This is a genomic window from Streptomyces sp. NPDC020898 (assembly GCF_044333925.1).
In the GTDB taxonomy this organism is placed as follows: domain Bacteria; phylum Actinomycetota; class Actinomycetes; order Streptomycetales; family Streptomycetaceae; genus Streptomyces.
Window position 1 is genome coordinate 282909 of sequence record NZ_JBIRRV010000011.1, and the last position, 19249, is coordinate 302157.

Below are 19249 nucleotides of genomic sequence, written 5' to 3' on the forward strand. Positions count from 1 at the left end.
GACCAGGAGTTCCAATGGCCCCGAAAAGTGGTGCGCAGCGTTCGAGCGACATAGCCGTCGTCGGCATGTCCTGCCGCCTTCCGGGGGCACCTGGCATCGATGAGTTCTGGGAACTGCTGACTCGCGGGCGGAGCGCTGTCGAGCGTCGCGCCGACGGCACCTGGCGAGGCTCCCTGGCGGGGGCCGCCGACTTCGACGCCGCCTTCTTCGGCATGTCCCCCCGCCAGGCCGCCGCCGCAGACCCGCAGCAGCGGCTCATGCTCGAACTGGGCTGGACTGCCCTGGAGAACGCAGGGATCGTCCCGGGCACCCTCGCGGGCACGAGCACCGGCGTCTTCGTCGGCATCGCAGCCGACGATTACGCGGCGCTCCTGCACCGGTCCGAGATCGCCATCAGCGGCCACACTGCGACGGGCCTGAGCCGGGGTATGGCCGCCAACCGCCTCTCCTACCTCCTGAACCTGCGCGGTCCCAGCCTCGCGGTGGACAGCGCGCAGTCCTCCTCGCTGGTTGCGGTCCACCTTGCCTGCGAGAGCTTGCGCCGCGGCGAGTCCGATCTCGCGATCGTCGGCGGTGCCAGCCTGATCCTCGCCGAGGACAGCACGGCAGGCATGGAACTCATGGGCGCGCTCTCGCCGGACGGCCGTTGCTACACCTTCGACGCACGCGCCAACGGCTACGTACGGGGTGAGGGCGGAGCCTGTATCGTCCTGAAGCCCCTGGACCGGGCACTGGCTGACGGAGACCGGATCCAGTGTGTCGTCCGGGGCAGCGCGATGAACAACGACGGCGGCGGCTCCACCCTGACCACACCCCACCGAGCGGCCCAGGAAGCCGTGCTGCGTTCGGCATACGAACGGGCCGGGGTCGGCCCGGACCAGGTGTCTTACGTCGAACTGCACGGCACGGGGACACCCGTCGGCGACCCCGTCGAGGCGGCGGCTCTCGGGGCGGTGCTTGGCACGGCCCCGGACAGGAGCACACCGCTGTCCGTGGGATCGGCCAAGACGAACATCGGCCATCTGGAAGCGGCCGCGGGCATCGTGGGACTCGTGAAGGCGGCCCTGTGTGTCCGTGAAGGCGCGGTGCCGCCGAGCCTGAACCATGAGAGGCCCAATCCGACCATCCCCTTGGACCGGCTCAACCTGCGCGTCCCCACTCGACTGGAGACCTGGCCGGGGTCGGACGAGCAGGGAAGCGGCCGACTGCGGTTGGCCGGCGTCTCGTCCTTCGGCATGGGCGGGACGAATGCGCATGTGGTGCTGGAACAGGCGCCGGTGCTGGAGGACGCAGATACGGGTGCGGGTGTGCCGTTGGCTGTGACGCCGGTGGTGGTGTCGGGTCGTTCGGCTGTTGTGGTGGGGGAGTTGGCGGGTCGGTTGGGGGGTGTGGCCGGTTCTCAGCGGTTGGTGGATGTGGGGTTGTCGTCGGTGGTGTCGCGGTCGGTGTTCGAACACCGGTCTGTGGTGCTGGCCGAGGATGCCGATGAGCTGAAGGCCGGTCTGGCTGCTCTGGCGGGTGATGGTGTGTGGCCGGGTGTGGTGTCGGGTGTGGTGTCGGTCGGTGGTGGCCGGTCGGTGTTTGTGTTCCCGGGGGCGGGGGCGCAGTGGGCGGGGATGGCGGGTCAGTTGTGTGTGGAGTCGGCTGTGTTTGCGGAGTCGATGGCGCGGTGCGAGGCGGCGTTTGAGGGGTTGGTGGACTGGCGGTTGTCGGAGGTTGTTGCTGGGGTGCCGGGTGCTGCGTCGTTGGGGCGTGAGGATGTGGTGCAGCCGGTGTCGTTTGCGGTGATGGTGTCGTTGGCGGCGTTGTGGCGGTCGTTGGGTGTGGTGCCGGATGCGGTGGTGGGGCATTCGCAGGGGGAGATTGCTGCGGCGGTGGTGGCGGGTGGTCTGTCGTTGGAGGACGGGGCGCGGGCGGTGGTGTTCCGGTCGCGGGTGGCTGAGGAGGTTTTGTCGGGTGGGGGGATAGCTTCGGTGCGTCTTTCGCGGGCCGGGGTGGAGGAGCGGCTGGCGGGCTGGGGCGGCGGGCTGAGTGTGGCGGTGGTCAATGGGCCGTCGTCGACCGTGGTCGCGGGTGAGTTGGGGGAGTTGGAGCGGTTCATTGCCGCGTGTGAGGCCGAGGGTGTGCGTGCGCGGCGGCTGGACTTCGGGTATGCCTCGCATTCGGTGTTCGTGGAGCCGGCGCGTGAGGGGTTGCTGGAGGCGCTGGCCCAGATCAGCCCGCGGAGCGGCACGATCCCGTTCTACTCGACGGTAGAGGCCGCCGTGGTGGATACGGCGGGCCTCGATGCGGCCTATTGGTTCAGGAATCTGCGGTGGCCGGTGCGGTTCCAGGAGACGGTGGAGCGGCTGCTGGCCGATGGTTTCGAGGCGTTCGTGGAGTGCGGTGCGCATCCGGTGTTGTCGGGTGCGGTGCAGGAGACGGCTGAGGCTGCGGGCCGGCAGGTGTGTGCGGTGGGATCGCTGCGCCGGGGTGAGGGCGGGATGCGCCGGTTCCTGACCTCGGTGGCGGAGGCGTTCGTCCAGGGTGTCGACGTCACCTGGCCGGCACTCTTTGACGGCACCGGTGCCCGCACCGTCGACCTGCCCACCTACCCCTTCCAACGCCAGCACTACTGGGCACCCGACGACTCCGTCTCAACGGGGCTCACGCTGGACAGCCGGCCGGACGAAGCCGCCCCAGTTCCCTCCGATACGCCGGCTATCACCGAGCGACTCCGCAGGGAACTCGCGGCGTTGACGGAAAAGCAGCAGATCCAGCGGTTGCTCGACCAGGTACGCGCAGGCGTCGCGGCCGTCCTCGGTCTGGACGCCGACATACGGTCGGACGCCACCTTCAGGGAACTGGGCGTCGAATCACTGGCCGGTGTCGAACTCAAGAATCACCTCCGCTCGCGGACCGGACTGGAGGTTCCGGCCTCGCTGATCTACGACTGCCCAACTCCCCTCGCCGCCGCTCACCACCTGCGCGACAAGGTCTTGGGCCAGTCGCAGGAGCAGGCTGTCACTCGCGCCGAGACCTCGGCCGACGAGCCGATCGCGATTGTGGGTATGGGGTGCCGGTTCCCGGGTGGGGTGTCCTCGCCGGAGGGGTTGTGGGATCTGGTGGCGTCGGGGGTGGACGCCGTTTCCCCGTTCCCCACCGATCGGGGTTGGGATGTGGCGGGGTTGTTCGATCCGGAGCCGGGTGTGGCTGGGCGTACGTATGTGCGTGAGGGTGGGTTCCTGCATGACGCGGGGGACTTTGATGCGGGGTTCTTCGGTATTTCGCCGCGTGAGGCGTTGGCGATGGATCCGCAGCAGCGGTTGTTGTTGGAGACGTCGTGGGAGGCGTTGGAGCGGGCGGGTATTGATCCGCACTCGCTGCGAGGTTCCCGGACCGGCGTCTACGCCGGAGTGATGGCTCAGGAGTATGGTCCCCGACTCCACGAAGGCGCTGAGGGCTACGAGGGCTATCTGCTGACCGGATCCTCCAGCAGTGTTGCTTCGGGGCGTATCTCGTATGTGCTGGGTCTGGAGGGGCCGGCGGTGACGGTGGACACGGCGTGTTCGTCGTCGCTGGTGGCGTTGCATCTGGCGGTGCGGGCGCTGCGCAGCGGTGAGTGCGACCTCGCTCTCGCGGGCGGGGTGACGGTCATGGCTGAGCCAGGCATGTTCGTGGAGTTCTCGCGGCAGCGGGGGCTGGCGTCGGACGGGCGGTGCAAGGCGTTTGCGGCTGCTGCTGATGGCACGGGCTGGGCTGAGGGTGTGGGTGTGCTGGCGGTGGAGCGGTTGTCGGACGCGGTGCGCAACGGCCACAAGGTGCTTGCGGTGGTGCGGGGTTCGGCGGTCAATCAGGACGGTGCGAGTAATGGTCTGACGGCGCCGAATGGTCCGTCGCAGCAGCGGGTGATCCGGCAGGCGTTGGCGGATGCGCGGTTGGGTGTGGGTGATGTGGATGTGGTGGAGGCGCACGGGACGGGCACGCGTCTGGGTGACCCGATCGAGGCGCAGGCACTGCTCGACACCTATGGGCAGCGTGAGGGTGGGTTGCCTTTGTGGTTGGGGTCGTTGAAGTCGAATGTGGGTCATACGCAGGCTGCTGCGGGTGTGGCTGGTGTGATCAAGATGGTCATGGCCATGCGGCACGGAACCCTGCCGAAGACGCTGCATGTGGATGAGGCCTCTCCGCATGTCGACTGGTCGGTGGGTGCGGTGTCGCTGCTGACCGGGCAGGAGTCGTGGCCGGAGGTGGGGCGTCCGCGGCGGGCTGGCGTCTCTGCGTTCGGTGTGAGTGGGACGAATGCGCATGTGGTGCTGGAACAGGCGCCGGTGCTGGAGGACGCAGATACGGGTGCGGGTGTGCCGTTGGCTGTGACGCCGGTGGTGGTGTCGGGTCGTTCGGCTGTTGTGGTGGGGGAGTTGGCGGGTCGGTTGGGGGGTGTGGCCGGTTCTCAGCGGTTGGTGGATGTGGGGTTGTCGTCGGTGGTGTCGCGGTCGGTGTTCGAACACCGGTCTGTGGTGCTGGCCGAGGATGGCGATGAGCTGAATGTGGGGTTGGGTGCCCTGAGTGCGGGGGTTCCGTCGCCGGGTGTGGTGTCGGGTGTTGTTGGGGTCGAGGGTGGTCGTTCGGTGTTTGTGTTCCCGGGTCAGGGGACGCAGTGGGCGGGGATGGCGGTGCGGTTGTGGGGCGAGTCGGGTGTGTTTGCGGAGTCGATGGCGCGGTGTGAGGCGGCGTTTGAGGGGTTGGTGGAGTGGCGGTTGTCGCAGGTTCTGGGGGATGAGGCTGCGTTGGGGCGGGTGGATGTGGTGCAGCCGGTGTCGTTTGCGGTGATGGTGTCGTTGGCGGCGTTGTGGCGTTCTGTGGGTGTGGTGCCGGATGCGGTGGTGGGGCATTCGCAGGGTGAGATTGCTGCGGCGGTGGTGGCGGGTGGTCTGTCGTTGGAGGACGGGGCCCGTGTGGTGGCACTGCGGGCGCGGGTGATTGCCGGGGAGTTGGCGGGCCGGGGTGGTATGGCGTCGGTGGCGTTGCCGGTGGACACGGTCCGGGAGCGGGTGGGCCGGTGGGCGGGGCGTTTGGGTGTGGCGGTGGTGAACGGGCCGTCCGCCACTGTGGTCGCCGGTGATACGGATGCGGTGGCGCAGTTTGTTGCCGGGTGTGAGGGGGAGGGGGTGCGGGCGCGTGTGCTGCCGGTGGACTACGCCTCGCACTCGGCCCACGTGGAGACGATCGAGGCGGAGTTGACGCAGCTCCTGGCCGGGATCCAACCCCAGTCGGGCACGGTCCCGTTCTATTCCACGGTCGAGGCGGCCCTTATCGATACGGCGGGTCTGGATGCGGCCTATTGGTTCAGGAATCTGCGTCAGCCGGTGCGGTTCCAGGAGACCGTCGAGCAGCTCCTGAAGGACGGCTACCGCGTGTTCGTGGAGTCGAGTGCGCATCCGGTGCTGTCGGGCGCAGTGCAGGAGACGGCGGAATCGGCAGGCCGCCAGATATGCGCGGTCGGTTCCCTCCGCCGGGGCGAGGGCGGACTGCGCCGCATCCTGACCTCGGTGGCGGAGGCGTTCGTCCAGGGCGTCGACATCACCTGGCCCACCCTCTTCGACGGCACCGGCGCCCGCACCGTCGACCTGCCCACCTACCCCTTCCAACGCCAGCACTACTGGCTTCAGTCACGTCCTTCCGCAGCGGTGGTGCCGTCGGATTCGCAGGACCGTCTGTCGTATGAGGTGGCGTGGAAGAGTCTGTCGTTGCCGGAGTCGGTGCGTCTTGACGGCCGGTGGCTGCTCGTCCTGCCCGAGGACCTCGACGCGGACAGCACCCGTGTCGCCCACGACATCCAGCACGCCCTCACCACCCACGGCGCTGGCGTCTCCCGACTCACGGTCGACGTGACGGCCACCGACCGCGCCGACCTCACGGCACAGCTCACCACCATCGCGGCCGAAGAGCAGGAACCCCTCGCCGGCGTCCTCTCCCTCCTGGGGTGGGCTAGGGGTGCGCAGGCTGATCACCCGACCATGCCGATTGCCGTCGAGGCCTCGGTGGCACTGGTACAAGCCGTCGGTGACGCTGAGCTCGGTGTTCCGGTGTGGGCGGTGACGCGGGGCGCGGTGTCCGTGGTGCCTGGTGAGGTGCCGGAGACGGTGGGCGCGCAACTGTGGGCGCTCGGACGGGTTGCCGCTCTCGAACTCCCCGACCGCTGGGGTGGCCTGATCGACCTGGCGGCGGACGCTGATGCGCGGTCGGCGGGTCTGGCGGTGCGGGCACTGGCAACCGGGATCGCTACCGGTGAGGATCAGCTGGCGGCACGGCCCTCCGGCGCCTACGGCCGACGCGTTGTTCAGGCAAGCCGTCGGAACCCCACGGGCGTGGCGCCAGAATGGCATCCGCGTGGCACCGTGCTCGTCACCGGGGGACTGGGTGCCATCGGGAGCCAGGTGGCCCGCTGGCTGGCCAGGAACGGAGCCGAGCATCTGGTGCTGACCGGGCGCCGTGGTGCCGGGACGCCGGGCGCGGACGAACTGGCGGAAGAACTGCGGGCGGCCGACGTTCAGGTGACGCTCGTAGCCTGCGACGTCTCCGATCGTGCCGCGTTGGGCGCACTCATCGACGAGCATCCGCCGACCGCCGTCTTCCACACCGCCGGTGTGCTGGACGACGGGACGGTCGATACGCTCACTCCCACACGTCTGGACGGGGTGCTGAGCCCCAAGGCAACGGCCGCCCTCCACCTGCATGAGCTGACTGCACACCTGGACCTTGACGCGTTCGTCCTCTTCGCCTCTGTCACCGGCGCATGGGGCAATGGCGGCCAGGCCGCGTACGCGATGGCCAACGCGGTTCTGGACGCGCTTGCCGAGCAGCGCCGTGCCGCCGGGCTCGCGGCGACCTCCATAAGCTGGGGTCTCTGGGGCGGCGGCGGCATGGCCGAGGGCCCCGGAGAAGTGAGCCTCACCCGCCGTGGCATCCGCGCGCTTGAGCCCACCACCGGTATCGACGCACTGCAGCGGACGCTCGATCAGAGCGCCACCTGCCGCACCGTCGTGGACGTGGACTGGTCTCAGTTCGCTTCGCGCACGGCCGCGCTGCGGCGGGGACAGCTCTTCGACGATCTGCCCGAGGCACGCGACGCGTTGGAGGCGGCCGACGCCGCACAGAAGGATACCGGGCCCGCCGAGCCCACAGCCGCCTTCGTCGAGCGCGTCGCGTCGCTTCCGGGGACCGAACAGCGCCGGATCCTGGTCGAGTTGGTCCGATCCGAGGCGGCTGCCGTCCTGCGGCACGAAACGACGGAACTGCTCGCGCCGCGGAGGTCTTTTAAAGACGCCGGGTTCGACTCGCTGACCGCATTGGAGCTGCGCAACCGGTTGAACACCGCGACCGGCGTGGTCCTTCCCGTCACTGTCGTCTTCGATCACCCGAACCCCGGTGCACTGGCGGACTTCCTGCTGCGCGAGGCCCTCGGCCCGGCCGCGCTGCAGGCCGCCGCGGACGCCCCCGTCGCCACGGCCCGGTCGGCCGCCCCCGCCGACGAGCCCATCGCGATCGTGGGCATGGGGTGCCGCTTCCCGGGCGGGGTGGACTCTCCCGAGACGCTGTGGCAGCTGCTCCTCGACGAGCGGGACGTCATCGGCCCGATGCCGACCGACCGCGGCTGGGACGTGGAGGCCATCTACGACCCGGAGCCCGGTCGCACCGGACGCACGTACTGCCGCGAAGGCGGATTCCTCTACGGCGCCGGGGAGTTCGACGCGGGGTTCTTCGGCATCTCGCCGCGTGAGGCCCTCGCTATGGACCCGCAGCAGCGGCTGCTCCTTGAGACGTCGTGGGAGGCGCTGGAGCGGGCGGGAATCGACCCGCGCGCGCTGCGCGGCAGCCAGACCGGCGTCTACGCGGGCATGGTCCACCAGGAGTACGCGTCCCGCCTGCACGAGGCCCCCGAGGAGTACGAGGGCTACCTGCTGACCGGAACCTCCGGCAGCGTCGTCTCCGGCCGCGTCTCGTACACGCTGGGCCTGGAGGGCCCGGCGGTGACGGTGGACACGGCGTGCTCGTCGTCGCTGGTCGCCCTGCACCTGGCGGCGCAGGCCCTGCGCAACGGCGAATGCGATCTCGCCCTCGCGGGCGGCGTCACGGTCATGGCGGCACCCGGCCTCTTCGTGGAGTTCTCCCGGCAGCGGGGGCTGGCCGCGGACGGCCGCTGCAAGGCGTTCGCCGCCGCTGCCGACGGCACCGGCTGGGCCGAGGGCGCCGGCATGGTCGTGGTGGAGCGGCTGTCGGACGCGGTGCGCAACGGCCACAAGGTGCTTGCGGTGGTGCGCGGTTCGGCGGTCAACCAGGACGGTGCCAGCAATGGTCTGACGGCACCGAACGGCCCCTCCCAACAGCGCGTGATCCGCCGGGCCTTGGAGAGCTCCGGGCTGGGCGTGGGTGATGTGGATGTGGTGGAGGCGCATGGGACGGGGACCCGGCTGGGTGACCCGATCGAGGCGCAGGCGCTGCTGGCGACGTACGGGCAGCGCGATGGTGAACGGCCGCTGTGGCTGGGCTCGTTGAAGTCCAACGTCGGGCACACGCAGGCGGCCGCGGGCGTCGCCGGTGTCATGAAGATGGTCATAGCGCTCCAGCACGGAGTGCTGCCGAAGACCCTGCACGTGGACGAGCCGTCGCCGCACGTCGACTGGACGACGGGCGCCGTCACGCTGCTGACGAAGCAGACGCCGTGGCCGCGGACCGACCGCGTACGGCGGGCAGGCATCTCGGCGTTCGGTGTGAGCGGGACGAACGCGCACTTGGTCCTTGAGGAGGCGCCGGACGCGGCGGAAGGCAGGGAGGCTGAGGCTGGTGCGCCTCCTGCGGTGATGCCGGTGGTGACGCCGGTGGTGGTGTCGGGGCGTAGTGCGGGTGTGGTGCGTGAGCAGGCGCGGCGGCTGGCGGGTGTGGCGGAGGCCGCGCGGCCGGTGGATGTGGGTTGGTCGTCGGTGGTGACGCGGGCGGTGTTCGAGCACCGTGCGGTCGTACTCGCCGAGGACGACGCGGCGTTGAGCGCCGGTCTGGACGTCGTGGCCGCGGGGGAGACCTCGGCCGGAGTGCACTACGGTACGGCGACTCTCGAAGGTGGCCGTTCGGTGTTCGTGTTCCCGGGGGCGGGGACGAAGTGGGCCGGGATGGCTGCGCGGCTGCTTGATGAGTCGGTGGTGTTCGCGGAGTCGATGGCGCGGTGTGAGGCGGCTTTCGAGGGCTTGGTGGAGTGGCGTCTGTCCGAGGTCGTGCGGCAGGTTGCTGGTGCTCCGTCGCTTGAGGGCGAGGACGTGGCTCAGCCGGTGTCGTTCGCGGTGATGGTGTCGTTGGCGGAGTTGTGGCGCTCTGTTGGTGTGGTGCCGGATGCGGTGGTGGGGCATTCGCAGGGTGAGATCGCGGCCGCGGTGGTGGCGGGTGGTCTGTCGTTGGAGGACGGGGCGCGGGCGGTGGCGCTGCGGGCGCGGGTGGTCGAGGGGGCGTTGTCGGGGCGTGGTGGTCTGGCGTCGGTGCGTCTTTCGGCGGTGGAGGTCGAGGAGCGGCTGGCGGGGTGGGGCGCGGGGTTGAGTGTTGCGGTGGTCAACGGGCCGTCCTCGACGGTGCTTGCGGGGCGGCCGGAGGAGATCGATCGGGTGGTGGCCGCGTGTGAGGCGGAGGGGATTCGTGCGCGTCGGCTGGAGTTCGGGTATGCCTCGCACTCGGCTCATGTGGAACCTGCCCGTGCGGAGTTGGTGAGGGAGCTGGCCGGTATCCGGCCGCGGTCGGGGTCTATTCCGTTCTATTCCACGGTCGATGCCGGTCCCATCGACACGGCCGGTCTGGATGCGGAGTACTGGTTCCGAAATCTGCGTCGGCCGGTGCGTTTCCAGGAGACCGTGGAGCGTCTGCTGGCGGACGGTTTTGGGGTGTTCGTGGAGTCCAGCACGCATCCGGTGCTGGTCCCGGCGGTCCAGGAGACGGCCGAACTCCACGATCGGACGGTGTGTGCGGTGGGTTCGCTGCGCCGCGGTGAGGGCGGCCTGCGGCGCTTTGTGACTTCGGCCGCCGAGGCGTTCGTGGAGGGTGTGGACGTGGCGTGGCCGGTGCTCTTCGAGGGTTCCGGTGCCCGCCGTGTCGAGCTGCCCACCTACCCCTTCGAGCGGCAGCACTACTGGGCGGTGGCCGCACCCTCCGGCACCGGAAGGTCCGCCGCGGCCGGCTTCGGCATGACCTGGGAGGAGCACCCGTTCATCGGCGGCGCGCTGCCCCTCGCGGACTCCGACGGGCTGCTGCTCGCCGGACGGCTCGCCCTCACCTCGCACGCATGGCTCGCCGACCACGCCGTGTCCGGCACCGTGCTGCTGCCCGGCACCGCCTTCGTCGACATGGCGCTGCACGCCGCCGCGGCCGTGGGCTGCGACACCGTGGAGGAACTGGGACTTGAGGCGCCGCTGCTCCTTCCGGCGCGCGGCGGGGCGCAGCTCCAGGTCGCCGTCGACGAGCCCGACGCCGACGGCCGTCGCCGGGTGACCGTCTTCGCGCGGCCGGAGTCGGACGCGAGCGGCGACCACCCGTGGACCCGGCACGCCACGGGCGTGCTCGCTCCCGGTGCTGCTCCCGGCCCGGACACGCCGGAGTGGAGCCGGGCGGCCTGGCCGCCCAGCGGGTCCGTCCGCGTGGAGGCCGGAGAGCTGTACGACCGGTTCTCCGCGCTGGGATACGAGTACGGCGAGGCGTTTGCCGGGGTCGAGGGTATGTGGCGGCGCGACGGCGAGATCTTCGCCGAGGTGCGGCTGCCCGCCGGGGCGGCGCTGGACGCCGCGCGGTTCGGGGTGCACCCCGCGCTGCTCGACGCGGCGCTCCAGCCCTGGCTGCTTGGCGGATTCGTGCCGGGGCCTGAGGAGGGTTCCGTCCTGCTGCCGTTCGCCTGGCAGGGCATCACGCTGTACGCGACCGGAGCCGACGCGCTGCGGGTCCGTCTGGGCCGTGCCGGGGAAGGGGCCGTGTCTCTCGAGGCCGTGGACCTCGCGGGTGCCCCGGTGCTCTCGCTGGACGCGCTGGTGCTGCGGCCCCTCGCGCAGGAGCGGCTCGCGAAGCTGCTCGGCGGCGCGGCGGCCGGGCCGCTGTACCGCGTGGACTGGCGGCGGGCCGGGACCGGGGCCACGGCCTCGTCGGCGGCGCCGGGCCTCCTTGGCCCGTCCCCGTCCGGTGCGGCGCGCAGGTGGGCGGTCGTCGGACACGGCGACATCGCCGAGCGGTACGGGGCCGATGCCGGGTGTGTCGGGACCTTTCGGGATCTGGACGGCCTGCGCGCGGCGCTTGACTCCGGCGCCGAGCCGCCCGATGCGGTCCTCGCCGACTTCGGTGCGGGCCCCGGCACCGGATCGCCGCACGCGGCGTCCGTGGCCGACCGGGTGCGGGACACGGCCGGGCGGGGGCTCGCCCTCGTGCAGGGTTTGCTGGCCGACGAGCGATTCACCGGCGTACGACTGGTGGTGCTCACCCGGCACGCCGTGGCCACCGCGCCGGACGCCCAGGTGCCGGACCTGGCCGGGCCCGCCCTGTGGGGGCTGCTGCGCTCGGCACAGACCGAGCACCCCGGCCGATTCGTCCTCGTCGACCACGACGCGCGGGACGCCTCGTATGCCGCCCTGCCCGCTGCGATCGGCGGCGGAGCGCCCCAACTCGCCCTGCGCGAAGGGGAGGTGCTCATCCCCGGCCTCGCGGCCCTCGCGGCTGCTGGGGACGGCGGCGCCGCGGCCGGGAACGGCCCGGTGTTCGACCCCCAGGGCACCGTCCTCGTGACCGGTGCCACCGGAACGCTCGGCGGCATCCTGGTCCGGCACCTGGTCACCACCCACGGCGTACGGCGGCTGCTGCTGCTCAGCCGCAGTGGGCGGGACGCCGACGGAGCCGCCGAGCTGGAGCGCGAACTGACAGCGCTGGGAGCCGAGTTCGAGCTGCTCGCCTGTGACGCGGCGGACCGCACGGCACTGGCCGCCGCCCTGGCCGCGATCCCCGCCGCGCACGCTCTCACTGCGGTGATCCACACGGCGGGGGTGCTCGACGACGGCATCGTCGAGGCGCTGACCCCGGAACGCCTCGACCGCGTACTGCGTCCCAAGGTGGACGCCGCGCTGAACCTGCACGAGCTGACCGCGGAACTGCCGCTCTCGGCGTTCGTGCTGTACTCCGGCGCGGTGGGCCTCCTGGGCGGGGCCGGACAAGCCAACTACGCGGCGGCCAACACCTTCCTGGACGGCCTCGCGCACCACCGGCGCGCCCAGGGCCTGCCCGCGGTGTCGCTGGCGTGGGGGCTGTGGAGCGCCGTCAGCAAGCTCACCGGTCATCTCGGCGATGCGGACCTGCGGCGGATGGCGCGGATGGGCCTCACCCCGATGCCGACCGAGCAGGGCCTGGCGCTGTTCGACCACGCCCTCGACGCCGCTGCGACCGGCCGCGAACCGCTGCTCTGCGCGATGCGCCTCGACGGGGCGGCGCTGCGCGGTCGGGGCACGGAGCACGGCGCCGACGCGCTGCCCGTACTGCTGCGCACGCTGGTGCCTGCCGCGGCCGCGCGGCGCGGCGCCGCACGCACGGGCCGCGCCGACGAGGCGGCGGTGTCCGCGGCCACGGACGGAGCGAGCCGGCCCGAGGCGCTGCGGCAGCGACTGGCCGGTCTCGACGCGGCGGGGCGTCAGGACGAGCTCCTGGCCCTGGCACAGGCGCAGTTGGCCGAGGTCCTCGGCTTCGCCGACCGGAACGCGGTGGACCCGGTCCGGTCCTTCCGAGAGATCGGCCTCGACTCGCTGACCGCCGTCGAGCTGCGCAACGGTCTGGCCACGGTCACCGGTCTGCGGCTGCCCCCGGCGCTGGTCTTCGACCACCCCAACCTCCAGGCGCTCGCCGGGCACCTGGCGGAGCTGCTCGCGGCGGAGGGCCGGGACGACGCGGGCGCGTCGGCGCTGTCCGGCGTCGACGCGCTGGAGCGGGCGGTACGGGAGATGGCCGCGGACGACATCCGGCGCGACGTGGTCCGTCGGCGCCTGACGGAGCTGCTCGCGGCGGTCGGCGGGGGCGCCGACGGCAGCGGCGGTGGTGCGACGAGTGCGCGTGGCGGCGGGTCGAGCCGCGGCGGCGCTCATGTGGACGCCGATGTCCTTGAACGCCTCGACTCCGCCTCCGACGACGACCTGTTCGCCTTCGTCGAGGACCAGTTGTGAGCCGAGGACCAGCGCGAACGAGCAACAGCGAGAAGGTTAGGAAGGGCCCCGGTCAATGACCGCCAACGAGGACAAGATCCGCGACTACCTCAAGCGGGTCACCGCCGAACTGCACGGCACGCGCCAGCGGCTGAACACCCTTGAGGAGAACGCCCGCGAACCCATCGCCATCGTGGGGATGAGCTGCCGCCTGCCCGGCGGCGTCGACTCGCCCGAGGCCCTGTGGCAGCTGGTCGACTCCGGCACCGACGCCGTCTCGCCGTTCCCCGAAGACCGCGGCTGGAACCTCGGCGCGCTGCACGGCCCCGGCCCGGACGAGGCCGGCACCGGCTACGCCCGCGAGGGCGGATTCCTCCACGACAGCGCCGACTTCGACGCGGAGTTCTTCGGCATCAGCCCGCGCGAGGCCCTCGCCATGGACCCGCAGCAGCGGCTGCTCCTGGAGACGGCCTGGGAGGCGTTCGAGCGGGCCGGAATCGACCCCGCCGCGGCCCGGGGCTCGCGCACCGGGGTGTACGCGGGCGTCATGTACCACGACTACGGCGCCCGTCTCAACGAGATCCCCCCGGGGATGGAGGGCTACCTGGTCAACGGCAGTGCGGGCAGCATCGCTTCGGGCCGGATCGCCTACACCCTCGGCCTGGAAGGCCCGGCCGTCACCGTCGACACCGCCTGCTCCTCGTCGCTGGTCGCCGTGCATCTGGCGGCGCAGGCGCTGCGGCAGCGGGAGTGCGACATGGCGCTCGCGGGCGGGGCGACCGTGCTGTCCACGCCGGACCTCTTCGTCGACTTCGCGCGCCTCGGCGGCCTGGCCTCCGACGGGCGCTGCAAGGCGTTCTCGGACACGGCCGACGGCACCAGCTTCGCCGAGGGCGCGGACATGCTGCTCCTTGAGCGGCTCTCGGACGCGGCGGAGAAGGGCCACAAGGTCCTCGCCGTCATCCGCGGCTCCGCGGTCAACCAGGACGGCGCGAGCAACGGCCTCACGGCCCCCAACGGCCTCGCCCAGCAACGGGTCATCCGTCAGGCCCTCGCCAACGCCGACCTGGGGCCCGACCAGATCGACGCGGTCGAGGCGCACGGCACCGGCACCCGGCTCGGCGACCCCGTCGAGGCGGGGGCCCTCCTCGCCACCTACGGGACGAGCCGGAGCGCCGAACGGCCGCTGTGGCTCGGTTCGTTGAAGTCCAACATCGGCCATACCCAGGCCGCGGCGGGCGTCGCCGGAATCATCAAGACGGTCCTCGCCATGCGGCACGGACGGCTGCCGCGCACCCTGCACGTCACCAAGGCCTCCAGCCGCGTGGATTGGTCGGCGGGCGCGGTCGAACTGCTCACGGAGGCCAGGGACTGGCCCGACCGGGAGGACGCCCCGCGCCGCGCCGGCATCTCCTCCTTCGGCGCGAGCGGAACCAACGCGCACCTGATCCTGGAGGGCGCCCCGACCGGCATTCCGGGGAGCGCACCGGGCAGCGGTGCCGTGGCCCCGGACGGCCGTGCCGCGGCAGCGGACCCGGAGCCGGGGCCGGTCACGAGCCTCGGCGGCTGGCCGCTCTCGGGCCGCACCGAAGCGGCCCTGCGCGCCCAGGCGCAGCGGCTCCACGCGCATCTCGCCGCCTCCCCTCACGTGGCACCCGCCCCGATCGGGCGGGCCCTGGCCCGCTCCCGTACCTCCTTCGAGCACCGCGCCGTCGCACTCGGTCAGGACGCCGACGAACTCCTCGTAGGACTTGAGGAGTTGGCGCGGGGGGAGGCGGCAGGACCCCGGCTGATCACCGGCCGGGCCGAGCGCGGCCGCCGTACCGCCCTGCTCTTCACCGGGCAGGGCAGCCAGCGGCCGGCCGCTGGACGTCAACTGCACGAGCGGTACGACGTGTTCGCCCGCGCCCTGGACGAGACGGTGGCGGAACTCGACCGGCACCTGGACCGCCCGCTGCGCGAGGTGATGTTCGCCGAGCCGGGGAGCGCGGCGGTCGGCCTCCTCGACCGCACCGAGTACACCCAGCCCGCGCTCTTCGCCCTGGAGGTGGCCCTGTTCCGCCTGGTGAGCGAGTGGGGGCTGCGGCCCGACGCGCTCATGGGGCACTCGGTCGGCGAACTGGCTGCCGCCCATGCCGCCGGAGTGTTCACCCTGCCTGACGCCGCCCGCCTCGTGGCGGCGCGCGGCCGGCTGATGGGGGAGCTGCCGTCCGGGGGGGTGATGGCCGCGATCGAGGCGAGCGAGGCGGAGATTGCGCCGCTCCTGTCCGGGCGTGCCGGACAGGTCGCCGTCGCGGCCCTCAACGGGCCCACCGCCACGGTGATTTCCGGCGACGAGGACGCGGTGGCCGAGCTGACGGCGCTGTGGCAGGAGAGGGGCCGCCGCACCAAGCGGCTGCCCGTCAGCCACGCCTTCCACTCGCCCCACATGGACGCCGTCCTTGAGCCCTTCGCCCGCGTCGCACGGGACATCGCCTACTCTGAGCCGCGCATCCCGGTGGTCTCGAACCTGACCGGCGAGGTGGCGCAGGGCAGCATGCTGTGCACCCCGGAGTACTGGGTCCGGCACGCGCGCGAGGCCGTGCGCTTCCTCGACGGCTTCCGCGCCCTGCGCGCCCAAGGCATCGACACCTTCGTCGAGTTGGGGCCCGACGGGGTCCTCTCCGCCATGGGGCGCGACTGCCTGGCCGAGGAGGAAGGATCCGAGGCCGATGCGCAGGAGAGTGCCGTGGTAATGGTGCCCGTGCTGCGCCGGGACCGTGACGAGACGACGACCTGCGTCGGAGCCCTGGCCACGGTCTACACCCACGGCGTCCCCGTCGACCTGGCCGCCCCGCACGGCGAGGGCGGCGAGGGCACGGGGCCCGCCACCGAGCTGCCCACCTATCCGTTCCAGCGCACCCGCTACTGGCTGGACGCCCCGGCGCCCGCCGCCGACCTCGCCGCCGCCGACCTCGCCGCCGTCGGTCTCGACGCCGCGGACCAGCCGCTGCTCTCCGCCGCCATCGACCTGCCCGACGGGGAAGGCACCGTCAGGACCGGGCTGCTCTCCACGCGCACCCACCCGTGGCTCGCCGACCACCGTGTCTGGGGCCGGACGGTGGTGCCCGGCGCGGCTCTCCTCGACATCGCCGCCTCGGCGGGCGCCGGCCGGGTCGCCGAACTCACCTTCGCTACGCCCCTCGTCCTGCCCGAGGACGGGACGGGGATCCGGCTGCGCGTCACGCTGGGCGGCGCGGATGCCACGGGCACCCGTACCGTACGCATCGACTCCCGGCCGGCGGACGCGGATCCGCAGGCCGAGACCGGCTGGACCCGGCATGCGGCCGGCAGCCTCGACTCGGACTCGGACTCGGGCTCGGATTCGGACTCGAACGCCGACGCGGGCGCGGGCGGCGAGACGGAGGCTGACGCCGAGGCGGGTGCGGGCGACGGCGGCGGTGGTGGTGCGGTGCCCGCGGAGCTGCTCGGCGCCTGGCCGCCCGCCGGGGTCACCCCGGTCGCCATCGACACGGACGGCATCGCGGCGGAGTACGCGCACTTCGCGGCCGCGGGCGTGGAGTACGGCCCCGCGTTCCAGGGCCTGCGCGCCGTCTGGCGGCGCGGCGAGGAGATCTTCGCCGAGGTACGGCTGCCGGACCAGGCGGCCGTCGACGCCTCCCGGTACGGCGTGCACCCGGCGCTCCTCGACGCCCTGTTGCACGCCATCGGGTCCGGCGAGCAGTTCGCCGGAGGCGCGCACGGCCTGCTGCCGTTCTCGTGGAGCGACGTACGGCTCGGCGCCCGCGGCGCCACCTCCCTGCACGTACGGATCGCCCCGGCGGGACCCGAGGCCGTGACCGTCGCGGCCGCCGACCCGGCCGGCCGCCTGGTCTTCGCCGCTCGCTCGCTTGCGCTGCGCCGCATCGAAGCGGACCAGCTCCGCGGCGCGGAGGCCGAGAGCACGCCGCTGTTCCGGCTGGCGTGGACGCCCGTCGCCGGGTCCGTGCCCGAGCGCCCCGTACCCGGGGCGGCGGCAGCCGGTGCGTGGGGTGTCGTCGGCCCTCACGATCCGGCCCTCCCGGAGGGCGCCCGAGCCGTCTCGGGGGCCCCTGTGCAGACCTACGCCGACCTGCCCGCTCTCGCGGCCTCCGACGCGCTCCTGCCCGACTACGTCGTGGCGGAGTTCGCCGGTGACGGTGATGAACTCGCCGCCGGTGCGCACGACTTGACCCGGCGCGCGCTGGCCCTGGTCCAGGGCTGGCTGGCTGACGACCGCTTCGCGGGCGCGCGCCTCGTCGTCCTGACGCACGGAGCCGTGGCAACCGGGACGGGCGGCGCCGTCCACCCGGCCGCCGCCGCCGTCTGGGGGCTGTTGCGCAGCGCCCAGGCCGAGCACCCGGGCCGCTTCGTCCTGGTGGACGGGGACCCGTCCGACCCGGCGGCGTCCTACCGCGCCCTGTCCTGGGCCGTCACGTCGGGAGTGTCGCAACTGGCCGTTCGTCATGGGGAGTTCCTCGTTCCCCGGCTCGTCAGGGCCACCCGGGACTCCGCGGAAGCCGGGAGCCCCTCCGCCCCCTGGTGCCCGGACGGCACGGTGCTCATCACGGGCGGTACCGGAACGCTCGGTAGCGCCGTCGCCCGGCACCTCGTGACCCGGCACGGCGTCCGCCATCTGACGCTCACGAGCAGGCGCGGCACGGATGCTCCCGGGGCCTCCGAACTCGTTGCGGAACTGGCCGAGTTGGGTGCCGTCGCGCAGATCGTCAGCTGTGACACCACCGACCGCGCGGCCCTCGAAGGCCTCCTCGCCGCCATCCCCGCCGCGCATCCGCTCACCGGCGTCGTGCACACCGCGGGCGTCCTCGACGACGGCATCGTCACGGCGCAGACCGCCGAGCGGGTCTCGGCGGTCTTGCGCCCCAAGGCCGACGCGGTGACGCATCTGCACGAACTGACCCGCGGACTCGACCTGAGCGCCTTCGTCCTCTTCTCGTCCGCTTCCGGCACGCTGGGCAGTCCCGGCCAGTCCGGCTACGCGGCCGCGAACAGCTTCCTCGACTCGTTCGCCGCCTGGCGGCGGGCGCAGGGCCTGCCCGCCGTCTCCCTGGCCTGGGGCCTGTGGGGCGACGACGCCACGGGCAGCGGAGCGGGCGATGGACAGGGCAACGGACAGGGCAACGGAACGGGCGCGGGGATGGGCGCGGGGATGGGGGCGGGCCTTGAGGCCGCCGACCTGGCGCGGCTGCGTCGCTCCGGAATCCTGCCCATCGGCCTTGCCGACGGCCTCGCCCTGCTCGACGACGCCTGTGACCCGGCCGGGGACGAAGCCCTGCTGCTGCCGCTGCGCCTGGACCTCGACGGCCTGCGCTCGGGCGCGGCCGCGGTGCCGGAGGTGCTGCACGCGCTGGTGCCCCCGCGCCGCGCCACGCCCGCCACGCCCCCGGCGGCCGGTGCCGTGACGCCGGATCCGGACGCCGGCCACGGTGCCCTCGCCGGGCCCGCGGTCACCCTGGCTGAACGGCTCGCCGGAAAGGCACGCGGTGAGCGCACCGCGGCACTGCGGACGCTCGTCCGCGCCGAGGTCGCGTCGGTGCTCGGGTACGGCGACGCACAGCGCGTCCAGATGCAACTCCCCTTCAAGGAAGCCGGATTCGACTCGCTGACCGCCGTCGAACTGCGGAACCGCCTCACCACGCTCACCGCGCTCAGGCTGCCCGCCACGCTGGTCTTCGACCACCCGACGCCCGCCGCGCTCGCCGACCATCTGGAGCAGGAACTCCCCAAGGGCGGCCAGGAGGCCCCGACGGACGTCGAGTCGGTCCTCGACGCGCTCGACAGGATCCGGGACGGTCTCGCCGCCGCGGTCACCGACGACATCAGCCGCACCCACGTCGCGGAACGCCTCCAGGACCTTCTCGGCGCACTCGCCGCACCGTCCGGAACCGACGCGGCCACCGGGCCGGGCCTCCCCGGCCAACCGGACCCCGGCGCCGCATCGATCGGCGAACGCCTCGCGACCGGCAGCGACGACGAGCTGTTCGAACTCCTCGACAGCGACTTCCGATTGACGTAGCCCCAGGCGCCGC

At 72.5% G+C, this 19249-nt stretch carries 1 protein-coding gene and 1 pseudogene; both read left to right on the forward strand.

Annotated features, from left to right (window positions below; all coding sequences use genetic code 11):
• Window positions 1-14: 14 nt before the first annotated feature.
• Window positions 15-13202 carry an SDR family NAD(P)-dependent oxidoreductase gene (locus tag ACH4TV_RS31360; RefSeq protein WP_398404021.1) on the forward strand — a complete coding sequence of 4396 codons (13188 nt, stop codon included), beginning with the start codon at window positions 15-17 and terminating at the stop codon, window positions 13200-13202.
• Between the two features lie 100 nt (window positions 13203-13302).
• Window positions 13303-19236: pseudogene (locus ACH4TV_RS31365) on the forward strand (SDR family NAD(P)-dependent oxidoreductase); the annotation flags it as partial.
• Window positions 19237-19249: the final 13 nt, after the last annotated feature.